General features: G+C 34.5%; 22 protein-coding genes and 1 tRNA gene. 13 read left to right on the plus strand and 10 right to left on the minus strand.

The features are described 5' to 3' along the window. Nucleotides 1–3 precede the first annotated feature (3 nt). The 4 genes from HPY60_07265 to HPY60_07280 are packed head-to-tail and all read left to right on the plus strand — an operon-like array spanning nt 4 to nt 2,642. Complete coding sequence (locus HPY60_07265) at nt 4–762, plus strand: ABC transporter ATP-binding protein (protein ID NPV50978.1); 759 nt, start codon at nt 4–6, stop codon at nt 760–762. Further along, the gene (locus HPY60_07270; protein NPV50979.1) at nt 762–1,565 is read left to right on the plus strand and encodes an iron chelate uptake ABC transporter family permease subunit; all 804 of its coding nucleotides are present in this window, start codon (nt 762–764) and stop codon (nt 1,563–1,565) included. Before HPY60_07265 ends, HPY60_07270 begins: the two co-directional genes overlap by 1 nt. Before the next feature lie 17 nt (nt 1,566–1,582). Continuing rightward, nucleotides 1,583–1,975 (plus strand): CopG family ribbon-helix-helix protein, encoded by a 393-nt coding sequence (locus tag HPY60_07275; GenBank protein NPV50980.1) that lies wholly within the window; start codon nt 1,583–1,585, stop codon nt 1,973–1,975. 4 nt (nt 1,976–1,979) lie between these two features. Continuing rightward, a complete protein-coding gene (locus HPY60_07280; protein ID NPV50981.1) occupies nt 1,980–2,642 on the plus strand; it encodes a ribonuclease HII in 663 nt (220 codons plus the stop codon). A 3-nt stretch (nt 2,643–2,645) separates the two neighbouring features. Here HPY60_07280 and HPY60_07285 read toward each other — a convergent pair whose 3' ends face one another. Beyond that, nucleotides 2,646–2,831, minus strand: a complete 186-nt coding sequence (locus HPY60_07285; GenBank protein NPV50982.1) for a hypothetical protein — start codon at nt 2,829–2,831, stop codon at nt 2,646–2,648. Nucleotides 2,832–2,891: 60 nt separating this feature from the next. After that, entirely contained in the window at nt 2,892–3,581 is a 690-nt protein-coding gene (locus HPY60_07290) for an amino acid racemase (protein NPV50983.1), read from the minus strand. 89 nt (nt 3,582–3,670) lie between these two features. Here HPY60_07290 and HPY60_07295 point away from each other — a divergent pair, with 89 nt between their 5' ends. Beyond that, nucleotides 3,671–3,874 (plus strand): hypothetical protein, encoded by a 204-nt coding sequence (locus HPY60_07295; GenBank protein NPV50984.1) that lies wholly within the window; start codon nt 3,671–3,673, stop codon nt 3,872–3,874. A 1-nt stretch (nt 3,875) separates the two neighbouring features. On the opposite strand, the gene HPY60_07300 is transcribed toward HPY60_07295, so the two are convergent. The 5 genes from HPY60_07300 to HPY60_07320 form a co-directional block, all read right to left on the minus strand. After that, the gene (locus HPY60_07300) at nt 3,876–4,169 is read right to left on the minus strand and encodes a PRC-barrel domain containing protein (protein ID NPV50985.1); all 294 of its coding nucleotides are present in this window, start codon (nt 4,167–4,169) and stop codon (nt 3,876–3,878) included. A gap of 51 nt (nt 4,170–4,220) precedes the next feature. After that, nucleotides 4,221–4,556, minus strand: a complete 336-nt coding sequence (locus tag HPY60_07305) for a hypothetical protein (protein NPV50986.1) — start codon at nt 4,554–4,556, stop codon at nt 4,221–4,223. Between the two features lie 8 nt (nt 4,557–4,564). After that, a complete protein-coding gene (locus HPY60_07310) occupies nt 4,565–4,732 on the minus strand; it encodes a hypothetical protein (protein ID NPV50987.1) in 168 nt (55 codons plus the stop codon). 61 nt (nt 4,733–4,793) lie between these two features. After that, nucleotides 4,794–5,015 (minus strand): histone family protein, encoded by a 222-nt coding sequence (locus HPY60_07315; protein NPV50988.1) that lies wholly within the window; start codon nt 5,013–5,015, stop codon nt 4,794–4,796. Between the two features lie 114 nt (nt 5,016–5,129). Beyond that, on the minus strand, nt 5,130–5,504 hold the full coding sequence (locus tag HPY60_07320) for a 30S ribosomal protein S8e (GenBank protein NPV50989.1): 375 nt from the start codon (nt 5,502–5,504) through the stop codon (nt 5,130–5,132). 70 nt (nt 5,505–5,574) lie between these two features. On the opposite strand from HPY60_07320, the gene hypE reads away from it, so the two are divergent. After that, nucleotides 5,575–6,582, plus strand: a complete 1,008-nt coding sequence (hypE, locus tag HPY60_07325; GenBank protein ID NPV50990.1) for a hydrogenase expression/formation protein HypE — start codon at nt 5,575–5,577, stop codon at nt 6,580–6,582. Here hypE and HPY60_07330 read toward each other — a convergent pair. Then, nucleotides 6,579–7,760, minus strand: coding sequence for a CoA transferase (locus tag HPY60_07330; protein ID NPV50991.1), 1,182 nt, complete (start codon nt 7,758–7,760; stop codon nt 6,579–6,581). The two genes, hypE and HPY60_07330, sit on opposite strands and share 4 nt — an antisense overlap. Nucleotides 7,761–7,949: 189 nt before the next feature. Between HPY60_07330 and HPY60_07335 the strand changes: the two genes are divergently transcribed. Then, nucleotides 7,950–8,531, plus strand: a complete 582-nt coding sequence (locus HPY60_07335) for a rubrerythrin family protein (GenBank protein NPV50992.1) — start codon at nt 7,950–7,952, stop codon at nt 8,529–8,531. Nucleotides 8,532–8,633: 102 nt separating this feature from the next. After that, a complete protein-coding gene (msrA, locus tag HPY60_07340; GenBank protein ID NPV50993.1) occupies nt 8,634–9,116 on the plus strand; it encodes a peptide-methionine (S)-S-oxide reductase MsrA in 483 nt (160 codons plus the stop codon). Here the strand turns inward: msrA and HPY60_07345 are convergent, their stop codons facing one another. Further along, nucleotides 9,117–10,355, minus strand: coding sequence for an anion transporter (locus HPY60_07345; GenBank protein ID NPV50994.1), 1,239 nt, complete (start codon nt 10,353–10,355; stop codon nt 9,117–9,119). A gap of 85 nt (nt 10,356–10,440) precedes the next feature. Beyond that, entirely contained in the window at nt 10,441–10,761 is a 321-nt protein-coding gene (locus HPY60_07350; protein NPV50995.1) for a cupin domain-containing protein, read from the minus strand. A 100-nt stretch (nt 10,762–10,861) separates the two neighbouring features. On the opposite strand from HPY60_07350, the gene HPY60_07355 reads away from it, so the two are divergent. The 5 genes from HPY60_07355 to cofD all read left to right on the plus strand — a co-directional run. Then, nucleotides 10,862–11,314 carry a pyridoxamine 5'-phosphate oxidase family protein gene (locus tag HPY60_07355; GenBank protein NPV50996.1) on the plus strand — a complete coding sequence of 151 codons (453 nt, stop codon included), beginning with the start codon at nt 10,862–10,864 and terminating at the stop codon, nt 11,312–11,314. A 33-nt stretch (nt 11,315–11,347) separates the two neighbouring features. Next, nucleotides 11,348–11,421, plus strand: a tRNA-Val gene (locus HPY60_07360). 51 nt (nt 11,422–11,472) lie between these two features. Continuing rightward, the gene (locus HPY60_07365; GenBank protein ID NPV50997.1) at nt 11,473–12,879 is read left to right on the plus strand and encodes a sodium:alanine symporter family protein; all 1,407 of its coding nucleotides are present in this window, start codon (nt 11,473–11,475) and stop codon (nt 12,877–12,879) included. 13 nt (nt 12,880–12,892) lie between these two features. Continuing rightward, nucleotides 12,893–13,492, plus strand: coding sequence for a hypothetical protein (locus tag HPY60_07370; protein ID NPV50998.1), 600 nt, complete (start codon nt 12,893–12,895; stop codon nt 13,490–13,492). Between the two features lies 1 nt (nt 13,493). Next, on the plus strand, nt 13,494–14,202 hold a 709-nt coding region (gene cofD / locus HPY60_07375; protein NPV50999.1), incomplete at its 3' end, for a 2-phospho-L-lactate transferase.

Consider the following 14,202-nt stretch of genomic DNA (forward strand, 5'->3'; position numbering starts at 1 on the left):
ATTATGAAAAAAGAAATAATCAAGTTGGAACATATATCATTTGACTATGGAGATCATAGAGTTTTAGAGGACATTAACCTTACAGTTTTTGATGATGATTTTCTTGGAATAATAGGGCCTAATGGCGGAGGTAAATCTACACTTCTGAAGATAATTCTTGGCCTTCTTATTCCTACTGAAGGTAATATTTCCCTTTTCAACAAAAGTCCAAGAGAAGGTAGAAAATATGTCGGGTATGTTCCACAATATACCTTAGTTGATAGGAACTTCCCAATTAATGTTGAGCAAGTTGTTCTTAGTGGTAGGATAGGTCATACAGATTTTTTAAGAAGATACTCAGATAATGATAGAAAAATTGCTGAAAAATCTATGGGTATAATGGGAATTAAAGAACTAAGGGATGCCCAAATTGGAAAATTATCAGGTGGACAGCTTCAAAGGGCTTTAATTGCAAGGGCACTTGCAACAGAACCCAAATTACTTCTTCTGGATGAACCCACTTCAAACATAGATGTTCAGGCAGAAACTGATTTTTATGATTTCTTACATGAGCTTTCTGAAAAGATGGCAATTATACTAGTAACACATGATACTGGAGCTATTTCGTCCCATGTTAAAACAATTGGTTGTATAAATAAGACCCTTCACTATCACGGTGAAAAGAACATACCTCCAAAAGTATTTGAAAAATTATATGGATGCCCGATAGAGTTGATAGGTCATGGTATACCGCATAGAGTTTTGAAGGAGCATGAAGACTGATGGTATTTCAATATGTATTTTTCCAGAACGCTTTAATGGCTGGCATACTGGCCGCTATTGCATGTGGTGTAATTGGCTCCTATGTTATTGTGAAAAGATTAGTCTTCATATCTGGAGGAATATCCCATGCAGCATTTGGTGGGATAGGTCTTGGATTATTTTTAGGATACAATCCTCTTTTAACGGCCATTTTATTTAGTATTTTCTCTAGTTCTATACTTGGAATTATTTCAAGAAAAGCATATCAACGTGAGGATACTTTAATTGGAGCAATGTGGGCAATTGGGATGGCATTTGGTTTATTTATGATATACCAAATACCAGGATATGTGCCGGATCTTGCCAGTTACTTATTTGGGAATATCCTTACCGTTTCGAGAATAGATATCGTAATCATGATTGCCCTAAATATAATTATTGTACTTATTGTATTTATCAGATATAATGAATTCCTTGCTTTTTCATTTGATGAGGAGTTTTCAGAAGTAACAAATGTTCCAGTAATGAGAACTTACATTGTTTTGCTGTCCCTTGTAGCCTTGACGGTTGTAGTTTTAGTGAGTGTTGTAGGGATAATCCTAGCAATGGCACTCCTTACCCTTCCTGCTGCAACTGCAAGCCTTTTTACGAACAGTCTCAAAAAGATGATATTTCTCTCAACTTTAATAGGTGTGTGCTACATGCTTATTGGGATAGCTATGTCTTTCTTTTTGAATCAACCATCTGGAGCAACAATAGTTATTATTTCAGGAATATCTTATCTGGGAATTTTGGGAATAAAATCTTTAATTATAAAATCATAAAATTAAGAAGGGATATAATGTCCGTTATTAGCATATCAATAAATGATGAACTGCTCGATAAACTCGATAAATTACTTCCAGTAAAAGGATTCTCAACTAGATCTGAACTCTTTAGAGAGGCTTTGAGAGACTATGTCACCACTGAAGTATGGGAAGAGGGAAAAGGACCATTAGTTGTCACAGGGATGGTTATCTCGAGTAAGAAGTCTGAAAGTCCATTGAATACGATACACCATAAGTATGAACACGTAGTTGAAACAACTTTACACACCCATCTCGATGAAAAGAATTGCCTTGAAATATTCATTCTAAAAGGGGAAACAAAAGAAGTAAAAGAGTTTTTAACAGAATTAAAAGGCCTAAGCGGTGTCAAAGCTGTGAGACATGCTTTGCTATCTGCGGAGGTTTAATACAATGCATGTGTGTGGAGTGGACGAAGCAGGTAGAGGGCCAGTTATAGGGCCACTAGTAGTGGCTTCTTTCTCGATACCCGAAGATAAAATTAATCTAATTGAGTCTCTTGAAGTCAAGGATTCAAAGAAGCTCACTGCAAAAAGAAGAGAAGATTTGTTCTTAGAAATATTGGGCCTTCCAGGAAAGCATTTCTTTAGGATCCTATCGCCTAATTTTCTAAATACTGAAATGAAGAAATATAGTCTAAATGATATTGAGCTAGTTGCTTTCAAGGAAGCCATACTTGGCCTCAATATACCAATAAAAAAAGTGATATGTGATTCATGTGACGTTGATGCAGATAGATTTTCTCGAAATCTTAAAGAGTCATTAGGAAATGAATTCGTGTCGTGCGAAGTAATAGCCTCTCATAAAGCCGAAGATAAATATCCAATGGTTGCAGCCGCTTCAATACTAGCAAAAGTAAAGAGGGACGAACTAATTAAAAAAATAGAAGAAGATTCAGGCTTTTCATTTGGAAGTGGCTATCCAAGTGACCCAAAAACCATAAGATTCCTTGAAGATTACTATAAAATAAATAATAGTTTTCCTGATTTTGTGAGGACAGAATGGAAAACTTTATCCAATATTAAAAGTTCTGTTAATCAGAGAAAACTTTGTTGAATATCATTTGTCTTTTACGCCTATTTCTAATACAGTTGCCACTATTATTGCCATTATTGCCCCTAGTATAAAATTGTTAAATACTAGGCCAAAGACAGCACCCAAACCAACACCAATAAGCATATTTGTTCCTTCGGATCTGAATTTTTTCTGACTCTTCTTCTGTTCCTTAATTTTTTCTTTTTTCATGCTGATTCCTCTATTCACAAGATTTTTTTGACCCCTTAATATATTTTACTCTTATTAGCCCTATAATGAGAACTCCATAGCTTTGTTCATATGAATCTTTAAGGTATCAAATAGGGGCAAATCAGTTTCATTAGGATCAATTATCATTGGAAGTTCAGTGCAACCCAATATTATCCCTTCTGCACCGTCAATAACAAGCTTTTCGACTATTCTTTTTATTTCCTTTTTGGAGTTCAAATAAACTTTTCCTTGAGCAAGCTCCTTATAGATTATATCATTTATTAGCTCTATATCCTCATGATCCGGAACCAACACTTTTAACCCATATTTGCTTTCTAATCGTTTCTTATAGAAATCCCTTTCCATTGTAAACTTTGTTCCAAGAAGGCCTATTGACTTAATCATATTCTTTTGTATCTCCTCAGCTGTCGCATCAATGACATTTATTATTGGTATATTTATGTTGTCTTGAAGATCTTCTGCTATCAAATGCATAGTATTTGAACATATTACAATCCCTTTTGCGCCAGCTTTTTCAAGCGATACAGAGATATCTACCATTTTTTCTTTTACCAAATCCCACCTATTTTCCATCTCTAGAGCTAAAATTTCTTCAAAATCAACTGAATATAGTACAACTTTTGCAGAGTGATTTTCTCCAAGCTTCTCATTGATGAGCCCATTTAAAATTTTATAGTACTCTATTGTAGACTGCCAGTTCATACCCCCAATTAATCCAAGTAGTTTCATGAATATATTTGACATTATTAGAATAAATAATTATCTAGATATATTATTACAAGAGCTAGAATTATAAGCTAAATAAAAGAAAATAATACATGCGATTAAATGAGATTAATCCCATATTGTATTCAATTCTCTTGGCACTTTTATACTTTGTTTTTTTCACGTCATTCAACTTTTTTTTACTAAAGAATAATGATATTAAAACTCCAATAGCGGGGGCAATTATTTTTGCCATAGCCTATTTGATAATGCAGAAAATCCTTAAAATTAGAATAGAAAAGAAGATAAAAAAATAATTTATTCGGGAACCTTTGCAAACATTCCGACCCTTTCACTCTTCTTTGGAATCCTTCTGACATCAACAATAATGAAGTCCTTAACTGCCCTTACGGCACTAAAAGGAACAAGGACTAGATTTTCCTTGTCTGTAATCATATTGTCTAAAATAACATCCGTTGTAGGTTCCACAACGAGAGCTATGAGCTCTCCAGTATCTTCATTTATGACCATGTCAAAAAGGGTCCCTATTTCGTGCCCCTGTTCTGTTACAATCATTTTGTCTCTTAATCGAGTTGCCGCAATTTTACCCATAAAATCCCCTTATAATATAATGTTATAGCATTGTTTGAATATAAGTTTTTCCTATTGTTTTTCAAGTAATTCTATAATTTTGTCAAGTTTTTCCTGAGTCATCAATGTATATGGGCTTCTTTTTGCCTCTACCATCTGTGTTGCCTGTGGAAACTTGACAAATTTGTCAAGAATGTATCCTAGTATGTAAGTTGCTACAAAAGATAGTGGAACTAATATCAATAAAAGCTCTGTAGTTTTTAGATCAATTATAAGTTTAATCTTATCTGATGCTGCTATTATAAGAAGTGCAAAGTTAACATAAACTAGAAATTGCCTACCAAGGTCAAATCTATATTTTTGCTCCAACAAAGATCTTCTTATACTTTTCAGTTTTTCTTTTGACATACAATGCCTCATATGACTTTTTTATCCTTTAAGAAAGAAACAAAACAGTTCTTACTGCAAAAATAAAGTCTAGTGAGGTGTTTTTTATCTTTCCACAACTCTAGGACTATACGATTCTTGTCTTTTATATCAAAATCAGTCTGACATTGTGCACATTTTTTAATTTTCTTTTCCATTTGCCTCACCAATCGGGGAATAATCTAAAATATAAAATTTTCTATTCGTTAAAGAAAAAAATTAAATATTTAAATCCCTTAAGGCAAGTTCTATGTCCTCTGCCTTTATAGTCTTTCTTTTAGCATGAGCTGAGTAATCCTTGGCCTTTCTTGCTATTATTCTTGAGTAATCTTCAAGAGCAACACCCAACACTTTACACGCGTCTTCTGAAACTCTTTCTGCCCCTTCTTTTCTAAGTAGTCTTTCAAGGGGAGCTAGAGGAAGTTCTTCTGGCTCTCTCATAATTATACCTCCTTGGATTGCCGAAAAAGGCAAAAATAAAACTTAAAATTAATAATAAAAAGTCTTATTTAAACTTTTCTCTAAAAAAAGCGTCAAATAAATTCAAAAAGAAAATTATTCAATTAAAACGGCGTTAATAACTCCATCTTGTCCAGGTCTTGATGTAACTCTGGCCTTTCCAAGTTCTGTTGTTATTATTGCCCCCTTTGTAATAATGCTTCTTCTGACGAAGTGCCTGTTTGCGGGATTGTCAGTAACTCCAGTAATTTTAACTTTCTTGTATCCCTCTTTTGTTAGGAGATTAGAATAGTCTGTCTTCATGATCTTCATCTTTTCAGTTCCACCGAAGCATCTTACTTTCTTTTTGTTAACTTCACCAATTACAGTAAATGTTGATTCTCTACCGAGCTCTCTCTTAAGTTTTTTTCTCGCTTGTGTTAGTCTTCCACCAGTAGATTTTCTTTTTGATCTAGCCTGCCAAATTGACACATTATCACCTTTATATCTTGCCTTAAAGGTCTAACAATGTTTATAAAGTTTTCCCATACTGTAATTTCATATGGACGAGTTTAATTCTGATATAATTAAGTCTGAACATGGAGGAGGCGGGGAGATGATGGAGGCAATGATCAAATCTCTCTATGTTAAAGGCTTTTCCTTGAATAAAGTAACAGGAGGTCTAGGCCTTTCCGATATGGACGATTCTGGCACTATACCCTTTTGTGAAGGCCATATTGTTTTTACAACAGATTCTCATACAGTCACCCCTCTTTTTTTCCCAGGTGGCGATATCGGTAGGCTTTCTGTTTCTGGAACAATAAATGATATCTCAGTTATGGGCGCAAAACCACTTGCTCTTTCCTCAGGAGTTATCTTACCAGAGGGTTTCCCCACAGATCAATTTCGTAAAGTCATAAAATCTATGAATGAAACTTTGAAAGAGGCAGACGTTCCATTAATTACCGGAGATACCAAAGTTGCAGGCAATGATCTTTTTATTAACACTTCTGGCGTCGGTTATACAAAGAATTTACTTTCTGATAAAGGACTAAAAGAAGGTGATTTGATTATAGTATCGGGAACTGTGGGAGACCACGGCGCCTCAATGCTTTCTGTTAGGGAGGATATATCCTTCCTCTCCAATATAAAATCAGACGTTGCTCCTTTGAATAAAATGATTGAAAAAATTCTCCCTTATAACATTCATGCAATGAAAGATCCAACAAGGGGCGGAATTGCCAACGCGTTAAATGAATTCTCAAAAAAATCAGGTTTAAGAATTGAGATTAAAGAAGAAAATGTCCCAGTGAGAGAGGAAGTTTCTTCCATATGTGATATTCTGGGCCTAAACTACATGGAAATTGCATGTGAAGGTAAGGTCTTAGTAGCTGCTAGTAGAGAAGATGCAGAAACAGTTCTTGATATTTTGAGAAAAGATAAACTTGGAAAAAATGCTGCTATCATAGGGGAAGTAAAGAAAGGGGAAAAAGTATTACTTGAAACAATAATCGGAGGAAAGAGAATACTAGAATCTCCTATAGCAGATCCTGTTCCAAGAGTATGTTAGATTATTTCTTTTTCTTTGAATGATTTTATCTGTTCTTTTGTATATCCAAGACTTTCCAATATTTCTTCCGAATGTTCCCCTAGTACCGGGGGCGGTAGCTTCACCGAGCCACCTGTTTCAGATAATTTTACAGGCAATCCTGGGATTTTTATAGTTCCATATAAGGGATTAGTTACTTTTTCAATCATTTTTCTATGTATTACCTGAGGATCATTTAATAGCCTATCAATAGTATAAATGGGACCAGAAGGTATTCCAGCTTTTTCGAGAAGAACTAACCATTCATCTCCAGATTTTTTTACAAGAACCTCTTCTATTATTTTAACAAGTTCATCCCTCTTCTTTAGACGTTTTCCATTATCTGAAAATTTTTCATGTTCTGCAATATCAAGTTCAAGTACCTCACAAAATTTCTTCCACATATCTTCATTTCCAACTGCAACATTAATGAAAATATCTTTAGTTCTAAAAGACTGGTAAGGACAAATGAATGAGTGGGCGCTACCTATTCTTGAAGGAATTTTTCCTGCAAAAAGATACCCCGTTGCAAAATAAGTTTGCCATGAAACTTGACAGTCAAGCATTGAAGTATCAATAAATTGGCCTTTCCCTGTTTTTGATCTTGCAATAATTGCACTAAGGATACCATAACAGGCAAACATACCAGCTGAGATATCTGTCACTGCAATACCTATTTTTACAGGACCTCCATTTGGCTCACCAGTCTCACTCATAAGCCCACCCATTCCTTGTAAAATAAGATCATAACCAGGTTTGAATTTATATGGCCCATCTTGACCAAAACCAGAAATAGAACAGTAGATCAATTTTTCATTGATTTTCTTCATCTCTTCATATCCAAGACCTAACTTCTCCATAGTGCCGGGCCTAAAATTTTCTAAAAGAATATCAGAATTTTTTACTAGTTTCTTTACTACTTCCCTGGCTTCCGGATCCTTAATATTTAAACTAATACTTTTTTTGTTCCTGTTTATGCTTGCAAAATAAGTGCTCAAGTTTTCCGAAATATATGGAGGCCCCCAACCCCTAGAGTCGTCCCCTCTTTTTGGTCTTTCAACCTTAATAACTTCCGCTCCCATATCTCCTAAAAGCATGCTACAGTAAGGCCCAGATAAAGCTCCTGTAAAATCTAATACTTTTATTCCGTCAAGTGGCATCATTAAAAAACACCTTGAACTTATTTGAAATTCAAATTTAAATAACTTTTCCAATAATCCCAATTACAAGCTATAAATTCAAGCTGAACAAAAAATATTTTAGGATTATGATTATAATTGCTTAATTCTTTATGAAAAATAAGAGAAAATTTTAATAGTAGTTCTTCATTTTAATAATAGAGGGATATAATGAGCAAAACTTTAGAAAATTTGACTAAGGCTTTCATTGGGGAAAGTATGGCAAGAAACAGATATACAATCTACTCTAAGATAGCGTCTAAAGAAGGTTACGATGAAATATCTGAGATCTTTCTCCTAACAGCAGACAATGAAAGGGAGCATGCCAAATGGCTCTTTAGAATGATTAACGATATAAAAAAGAATGAAGGAAGTCCTACTGAAATAAAAGTAGAAGCTGAAGCTCCTTTAATTCTTAGTAATACAATTGAAAATATAAAAGGTGCAATTGATGGTGAAAACTACGAATACACTAAAATGTACCCCGAGTTTGCAGACACAGCTGAGAAAGAAGGATTTAAAGATGTAGCAACAAGACTCAGGGCAATTGCCGTAGCAGAAAAGCACCACGAAGGCAGATATAAAAAACTCCTAAAAGAGCTTCAAGAAGGGACATTTTTCAAAAAGAAAGAAAAAGTTGTCTGGGTATGCAGGAAGTGTGGATACATTCATGAAGGGAATGAACCCCCAGAGGCTTGCCCATCCTGCAATCACGAGAAAGCCTATTTTGAAAGGCAGTGTGAAACATACTAAGATTTTTTTATTTTCTTCTTCTTTTTAATTATATAATAAGATTTAGACTCGTTTTTTATTTATAATAAATAGAATTAAGTAATAGTACTATCTATATAAGGCATGAGCAAAAATCAAAAAGCAACATTTGCGGCCGGATGTTTTTGGGGGATAGAATCAGCATTCTGCCAGATAGATGGAGTCATATCAACACAGGTGGGGTATTCTGGAGGCCATACTCAAAATCCAACCTATGAAGAGGTATGCACAGACAGGACAGGACATGCAGAATCTGTACTAATCGAGTTTAACCCTGAAGTAGTATCCTATGAAAGACTTTTAGAAATATTCTGGAACATACATGATCCAACGACCCTTAATAGACAAGGCCCAGATGTTGGAAGCCAGTACCGGTCAATTGTATTCTATCATAGCGAGGAGCAGAAAAATAAAGCATTGGCATATAAAGAAAAACTTGAAAAATCTGGTAGATTTAGTAAAAAAATAGTAACAGAGATTATGCCTGAAAGTATATTTTATAGGGCGGAGGAGTACCACCAGAAGTATTTCCATAAACGTGGCATAGTAAAGTGCAAATCTAAATAATTAAAATAGAGAAAGATATAAGTAATATACTAGGGTATTAAGTGTAGTCATAGGTATACCTATTTTTGCAAACTCAAAGAAGGTAATAGTTTCATTTGCCTTCTTTTCTGCATTCTGAATGATAATGACTGTGCTTGCCGCTCCTAAAATGAATAAATTGCCTGCAATGGTGCTACCTGCAGCGAGTGCTAACATCTCTTTTGAAGAAGCGCCAGCTTCAAGTAACATTGGTAGGTACAATGCAACAAGTGGAACATTTGAAATGAACTGACTTAGCACTATACTCACAATAAAGATCATCACTAGATTTGTTATATTTAGATCCATATTGCTTATTATTTCTTGAATGAATCCGCTGTTCCAAACACTTTGCATCAAGATGAACATCGATACAAAAAATATCAATGTCTTCCAGTCTACATTTTTTAGAATTTCATATCTATTCTGTGCAAAAATAAGTATGGGCAAAGAAGCAACTAGAGAGATATATGTTAGTCTAAAATCAATGTTTACCCCAGAAGTTACTATAGAGATCTTCAGGAGAATCATTGCTACAATGAGAAAAAGGGAAACTTTGGATAGAATCGCAAGCCTCCTATTTTTTATTGGCTCTTCTGAATGATTAAGTGGATTAGTATGGAAATTATCTTTATAGAAAAATCTCAACAAGAAAAATGCAACGGCCAAATTTATCATCGTAGGGATTAAAAGATATTTAAAGAATAATACGAAGGGATTTTTTATATTTCCTTCTAGGGCTATTAGAAGATTCTGAGGATTTCCAATTGGACTCATTACACTTCCGATAGTAACTGCAAAGGCTAAAGTCAAGAGTAGTAGTTTTGGAGAAGTCTTATGTTTTCTACTTAGGTGAAGAACTACAGGCGTTCCGATTATTGCGAGAGTATCATTCATCAAAAATGCAGAGGCAGTTCCAATAACAAAAAGAATTAGGAATAATAACTCGTCAGGAGTTTTTGCCCTCTTAAAGATTTTGTATGAAATATGGGAAAGATATCCACTTTCTTCAAGCCCAACACCCACCACAAACATCCCAAACAGAAAAAGGATTACATCAAGATTAATAGACCTAAAGGCTTCATTTGGCGATATTTGACCCGTAATAAGGCAAGCAAAAGCCCCGAAGAACATTACTTGCCATATTTCTAATTTAATTTTTCCAACTTGCCTTATCGCAATCAAAGAAAATACTACTAAGAGTATCCCTATTGAAATCACAGAGGTTCACTCTTAGACTTAGTATATAAACATTACTGGATAAAAGTAATTAGAAAAATAAATTATTCTTTATTTAGAATTAAAATTAAACATAGTCTTGTCTAACTGGGTAAAAGACATCTATTGCATTCGTCTTTTTTATCGCTTTGCCGGAGTGCGGTACATTAGAAGGGATAATCGCTATGTCCCCTGGCATTAATATTTTAGTATCTCTTCCCACTTTTAGTTCAAGTTTTCCTTCTAACATACTTAGAACCTGCTCATGCTCATGAGAATGCTCTGGAAATGACGATCCTTCCTCAATCGTCCAGTGCGCAAAAGTCATATTTTCGGAGTGTACAAATTTGGCTTTATATCCTGGAAAGATTTCTCTTTCCTTAATATTCTTTAAATTTTGGAACGACATACCTATATTTTAGTGTTTAATATATTTAAATTTTACTAATTATCTTTTCCCATAATTCAAATAGAAAAGCCATAAATAATAGAATTATATATTTTTTTTCATGAATAGAAAAGATAGGGAAATTAAGAGTTTTAAAGAAATTGAAGAAATACTCAATAAAGCTAATGTATTACGAATAGCTTTATGTGAAGATAATATTCCTTATATTGTTCCATTAAACTTTGGTTACAAAGATAAATGTATTTATTTGCACTGCTCAAATAAAGGAAAGAAAATAGATATCTTAAACAAAAATAATAATGTCGCTTTCGAAGTCGATATAGACACAGAGCTTGTTTCATCTGAAATTGCGTGCGGCTGCTCTATGAAATACAAAAGTGTCATTGGATTTGGCAAAGCCTATTTCATTTCTGATTCTAAAGAAAAAAAGCAAGCTCTAAATGTAATTATGTCCCATTATCTTAATGGGAGTTTTGAATATTCCCCGGGAGAAATAGATAAAACATGCATTATTCGAGTTGAAATTGAGTCTATGACCGGAAAAAAATCATAAGACTTATATATTAATTTTAATACGATAACTTGCGGGCCCATGGTCTAGTTGGTCATGACGTCGCCTTTACACGGCGGAGGTCCTGAGTTCGAATCTCAGTGGGCCCACTATTTTTGGATAATTTTTTAAATGATATTTATAAAGTTTTTTCGATAGATATGAGCGTTTTAGAATTTATTTCAGGTTTGGTAGGGACTTTAGATTCTATTATTTGGGGACCTATGATGTTAGTATTACTTGTCGGAACTGGTATCTATCTCACAGTTATTTTGAGAGGTATACAGTTTAGAAGACTTATATTATCGATTAAGAATTTATTAGAAAGTGCATTTAAGAAAGAGGATCTTCAAGGAGATATTCCCTCATTTCAGGCACTTACAACAGCTCTTTCTGCAACAGTTGGAACAGGCAACATTGCAGGAGTTGCCACTGCTATTGTGATGGGGGGACCAGGTGCACTTTTTTGGATGTGGGTTACATCAATTGTAGGCATGGCCACAAAATTTTCTGAAGTTGTTTTAGGTGTAAAGTATAGGGAGAAAAACCCTGATGGAGAGTATTCTGGAGGGCCAATGTATTATATCCAAAAAGGATTCAAAGAAAAATACAATATAGATGCAAAAGTATTGGCAATTCTTTTCTCTATTTTTGGAGTAATCGCGTCCTTTGGTATAGGTAGCATGGCACAAGCCAACTCTGTTATTTTGGCCATAATCTCTAATGTGGGCAAAGGCAGCATAATTTCTATCCCAGTTTTTGGGGAGGTATTTATGGCCTCGGCAATACTTGGGGTAATTTTAGTATTTGTAACTGCTCTTGTTATATTTGGTGGTATTAAAAGAATAGGTGAAGTTACATCTTACTTAGTGCCCTTCATGAGTTTATTATATGTCTTGGCTGCATTAATCATTATATTGATACACTTTGATAGGATACCTTATGCATTTGCTTCAGTCGTAGGTTACGCATTTTCTCCTACAGCATTTACTGGGGGGGTGGCAGGATTCGCAGTTTCCAGAGCAATAAGATTTGGAATAGCAAGGGGAGTATTCTCAAATGAAGCTGGATTAGGGAGTGCCCCAATAGCTCACTCTGTAGCAAAAACTCCCCATCCTGTGAGACAAGGTACATTGGCAATTGTTGAAGTATTTATTGATACAATAATACTTTGTTCAATGACTGGATTTGTCATACTTGAGAGTAACTTAGACATATGGGGCGGAGATCTTACCTCTTCTGCTTTAACAAGTGCGGCTTTTGCTCAGACTTTAGGCATATTTGGAACAGTTGTAATAGTTTTATGCTCTGTGCTATTTGGTTATTCAACTATACTGGGATGGTCATACTACGGTGAAAAGTGTTTTGAATACCTTTTTGGGGTCAAGAAAAAATATCTATATAAGATAGTTTTCTTATTTACAGTATTTTTCGGATCAGTTACTTACGTAGATATAGTGTGGAATATATCAGACATGTTTAATGGTCTTATGGCCATACCTAACTTAATTGCACTAGTTGCTTTAGGCGGAATAGTTGTTGAAGAAGTAAGAAGATATTTCAAATAAAAATGAGGAAATTATGGGCTTTGATTCAATAACTAAAAGAAAAACGATAAGAAAATTTAAGGATATCAAAATTGAAAAAGAAGATATCCTTTCTTTAATTGTAGCGGCAACTCAAGCACCTTCAGCCCATAATTTTCAACCTTGGGAGTTTATTCTAATTGATTCAAATGAGGTCAAAGAAAAGTTGTCTTTTAAGATGACATCTACTTGGATTAAAAACTTGACTAAAGATGGCAGGTCCCCTCTTGAAATCCAAGAAAGAGTTAATTTATCTAAGAAACGAATAATCAATGCTCCCCTTATTGTTATACCATGTTTTGATACTTCAAAAGTAGAAAAATATGGAGACGAAAGAGATAATGCCGAATTTATAATGGGGATACAGAGCGTTGCATTGGCCTCAGAAAATCTACTACTAAAAGCCACAGAAAATGAATTAGGAGTCTTGTGGCTATGCGCGCCTCTTTTCTGTCCAGATGATGTCAGGGATGTTCTTAAAATACCTAGCCATATATTGCCCCAGGAGATCCTAATAATTGGCATACCTGATGAGGATCCAATTAAACCAAAAAGAAGAAATCTAAATGATGTAATCCACATAAATGGGTGGTAATATGATAACAGTTCTTTCTGGTGGTGGTGGCGGGGCAAAATTTATCGATGGGCTCTCTAGAGTGACTAATGAATTTTCTGTTATCGCCAATACTGGAGACGATATTAAGATTTATGGTTTGCATATTTCTCCTGACGTAGATACTATCATGTATACTCTTTCAGGTGAACTTGATTTAAGAAAAGGTTGGGGTATAAAAAATGATACTTTTACCTGTCAGAAATACCTCAAATCTTTAGGATATGAAGACTGGATAATGTTGGGTGATAAAGATCTAGCAGTTCATATAAAGAGAACAGAACTTTTGAACAATGGAAAAAGATTAACTGAAGTAACAAATGAACTCTGTAAGAAATTTGGAGTCAGTATACCTGTGATACCTATGTCAGATGATTTCTTCCAAACACACATCCAATTAGATTCTAAAACAATTCATTTTGAAGAGTATTATATAAGAAGGCCAGAGGGCAACATAAAGAATATTATTTACAAAGGCATAGAAAATGCAAGACCATCTAAAGAATTCTTAGAAGCGTTAGATATTTCAGATTGGATTATTCTTCCACCTTCAAATCCTTTAGTTAGTATAGGAACTATTTTATCTCTAAAAGGAATTAAAAAAATATTAAGAGAAAAATACGTGGTGGGGGTTTCTCCGTTAATCCAAGGAAGGGCAGTAAAAGGTCCTTTAGTTGAGATGATGAGTTCTT

This window comes from Methanofastidiosum sp., assembly GCA_013178285.1.
Taxonomy (GTDB): Archaea; Methanobacteriota_B; Thermococci; order Methanofastidiosales; family Methanofastidiosaceae; genus Methanofastidiosum.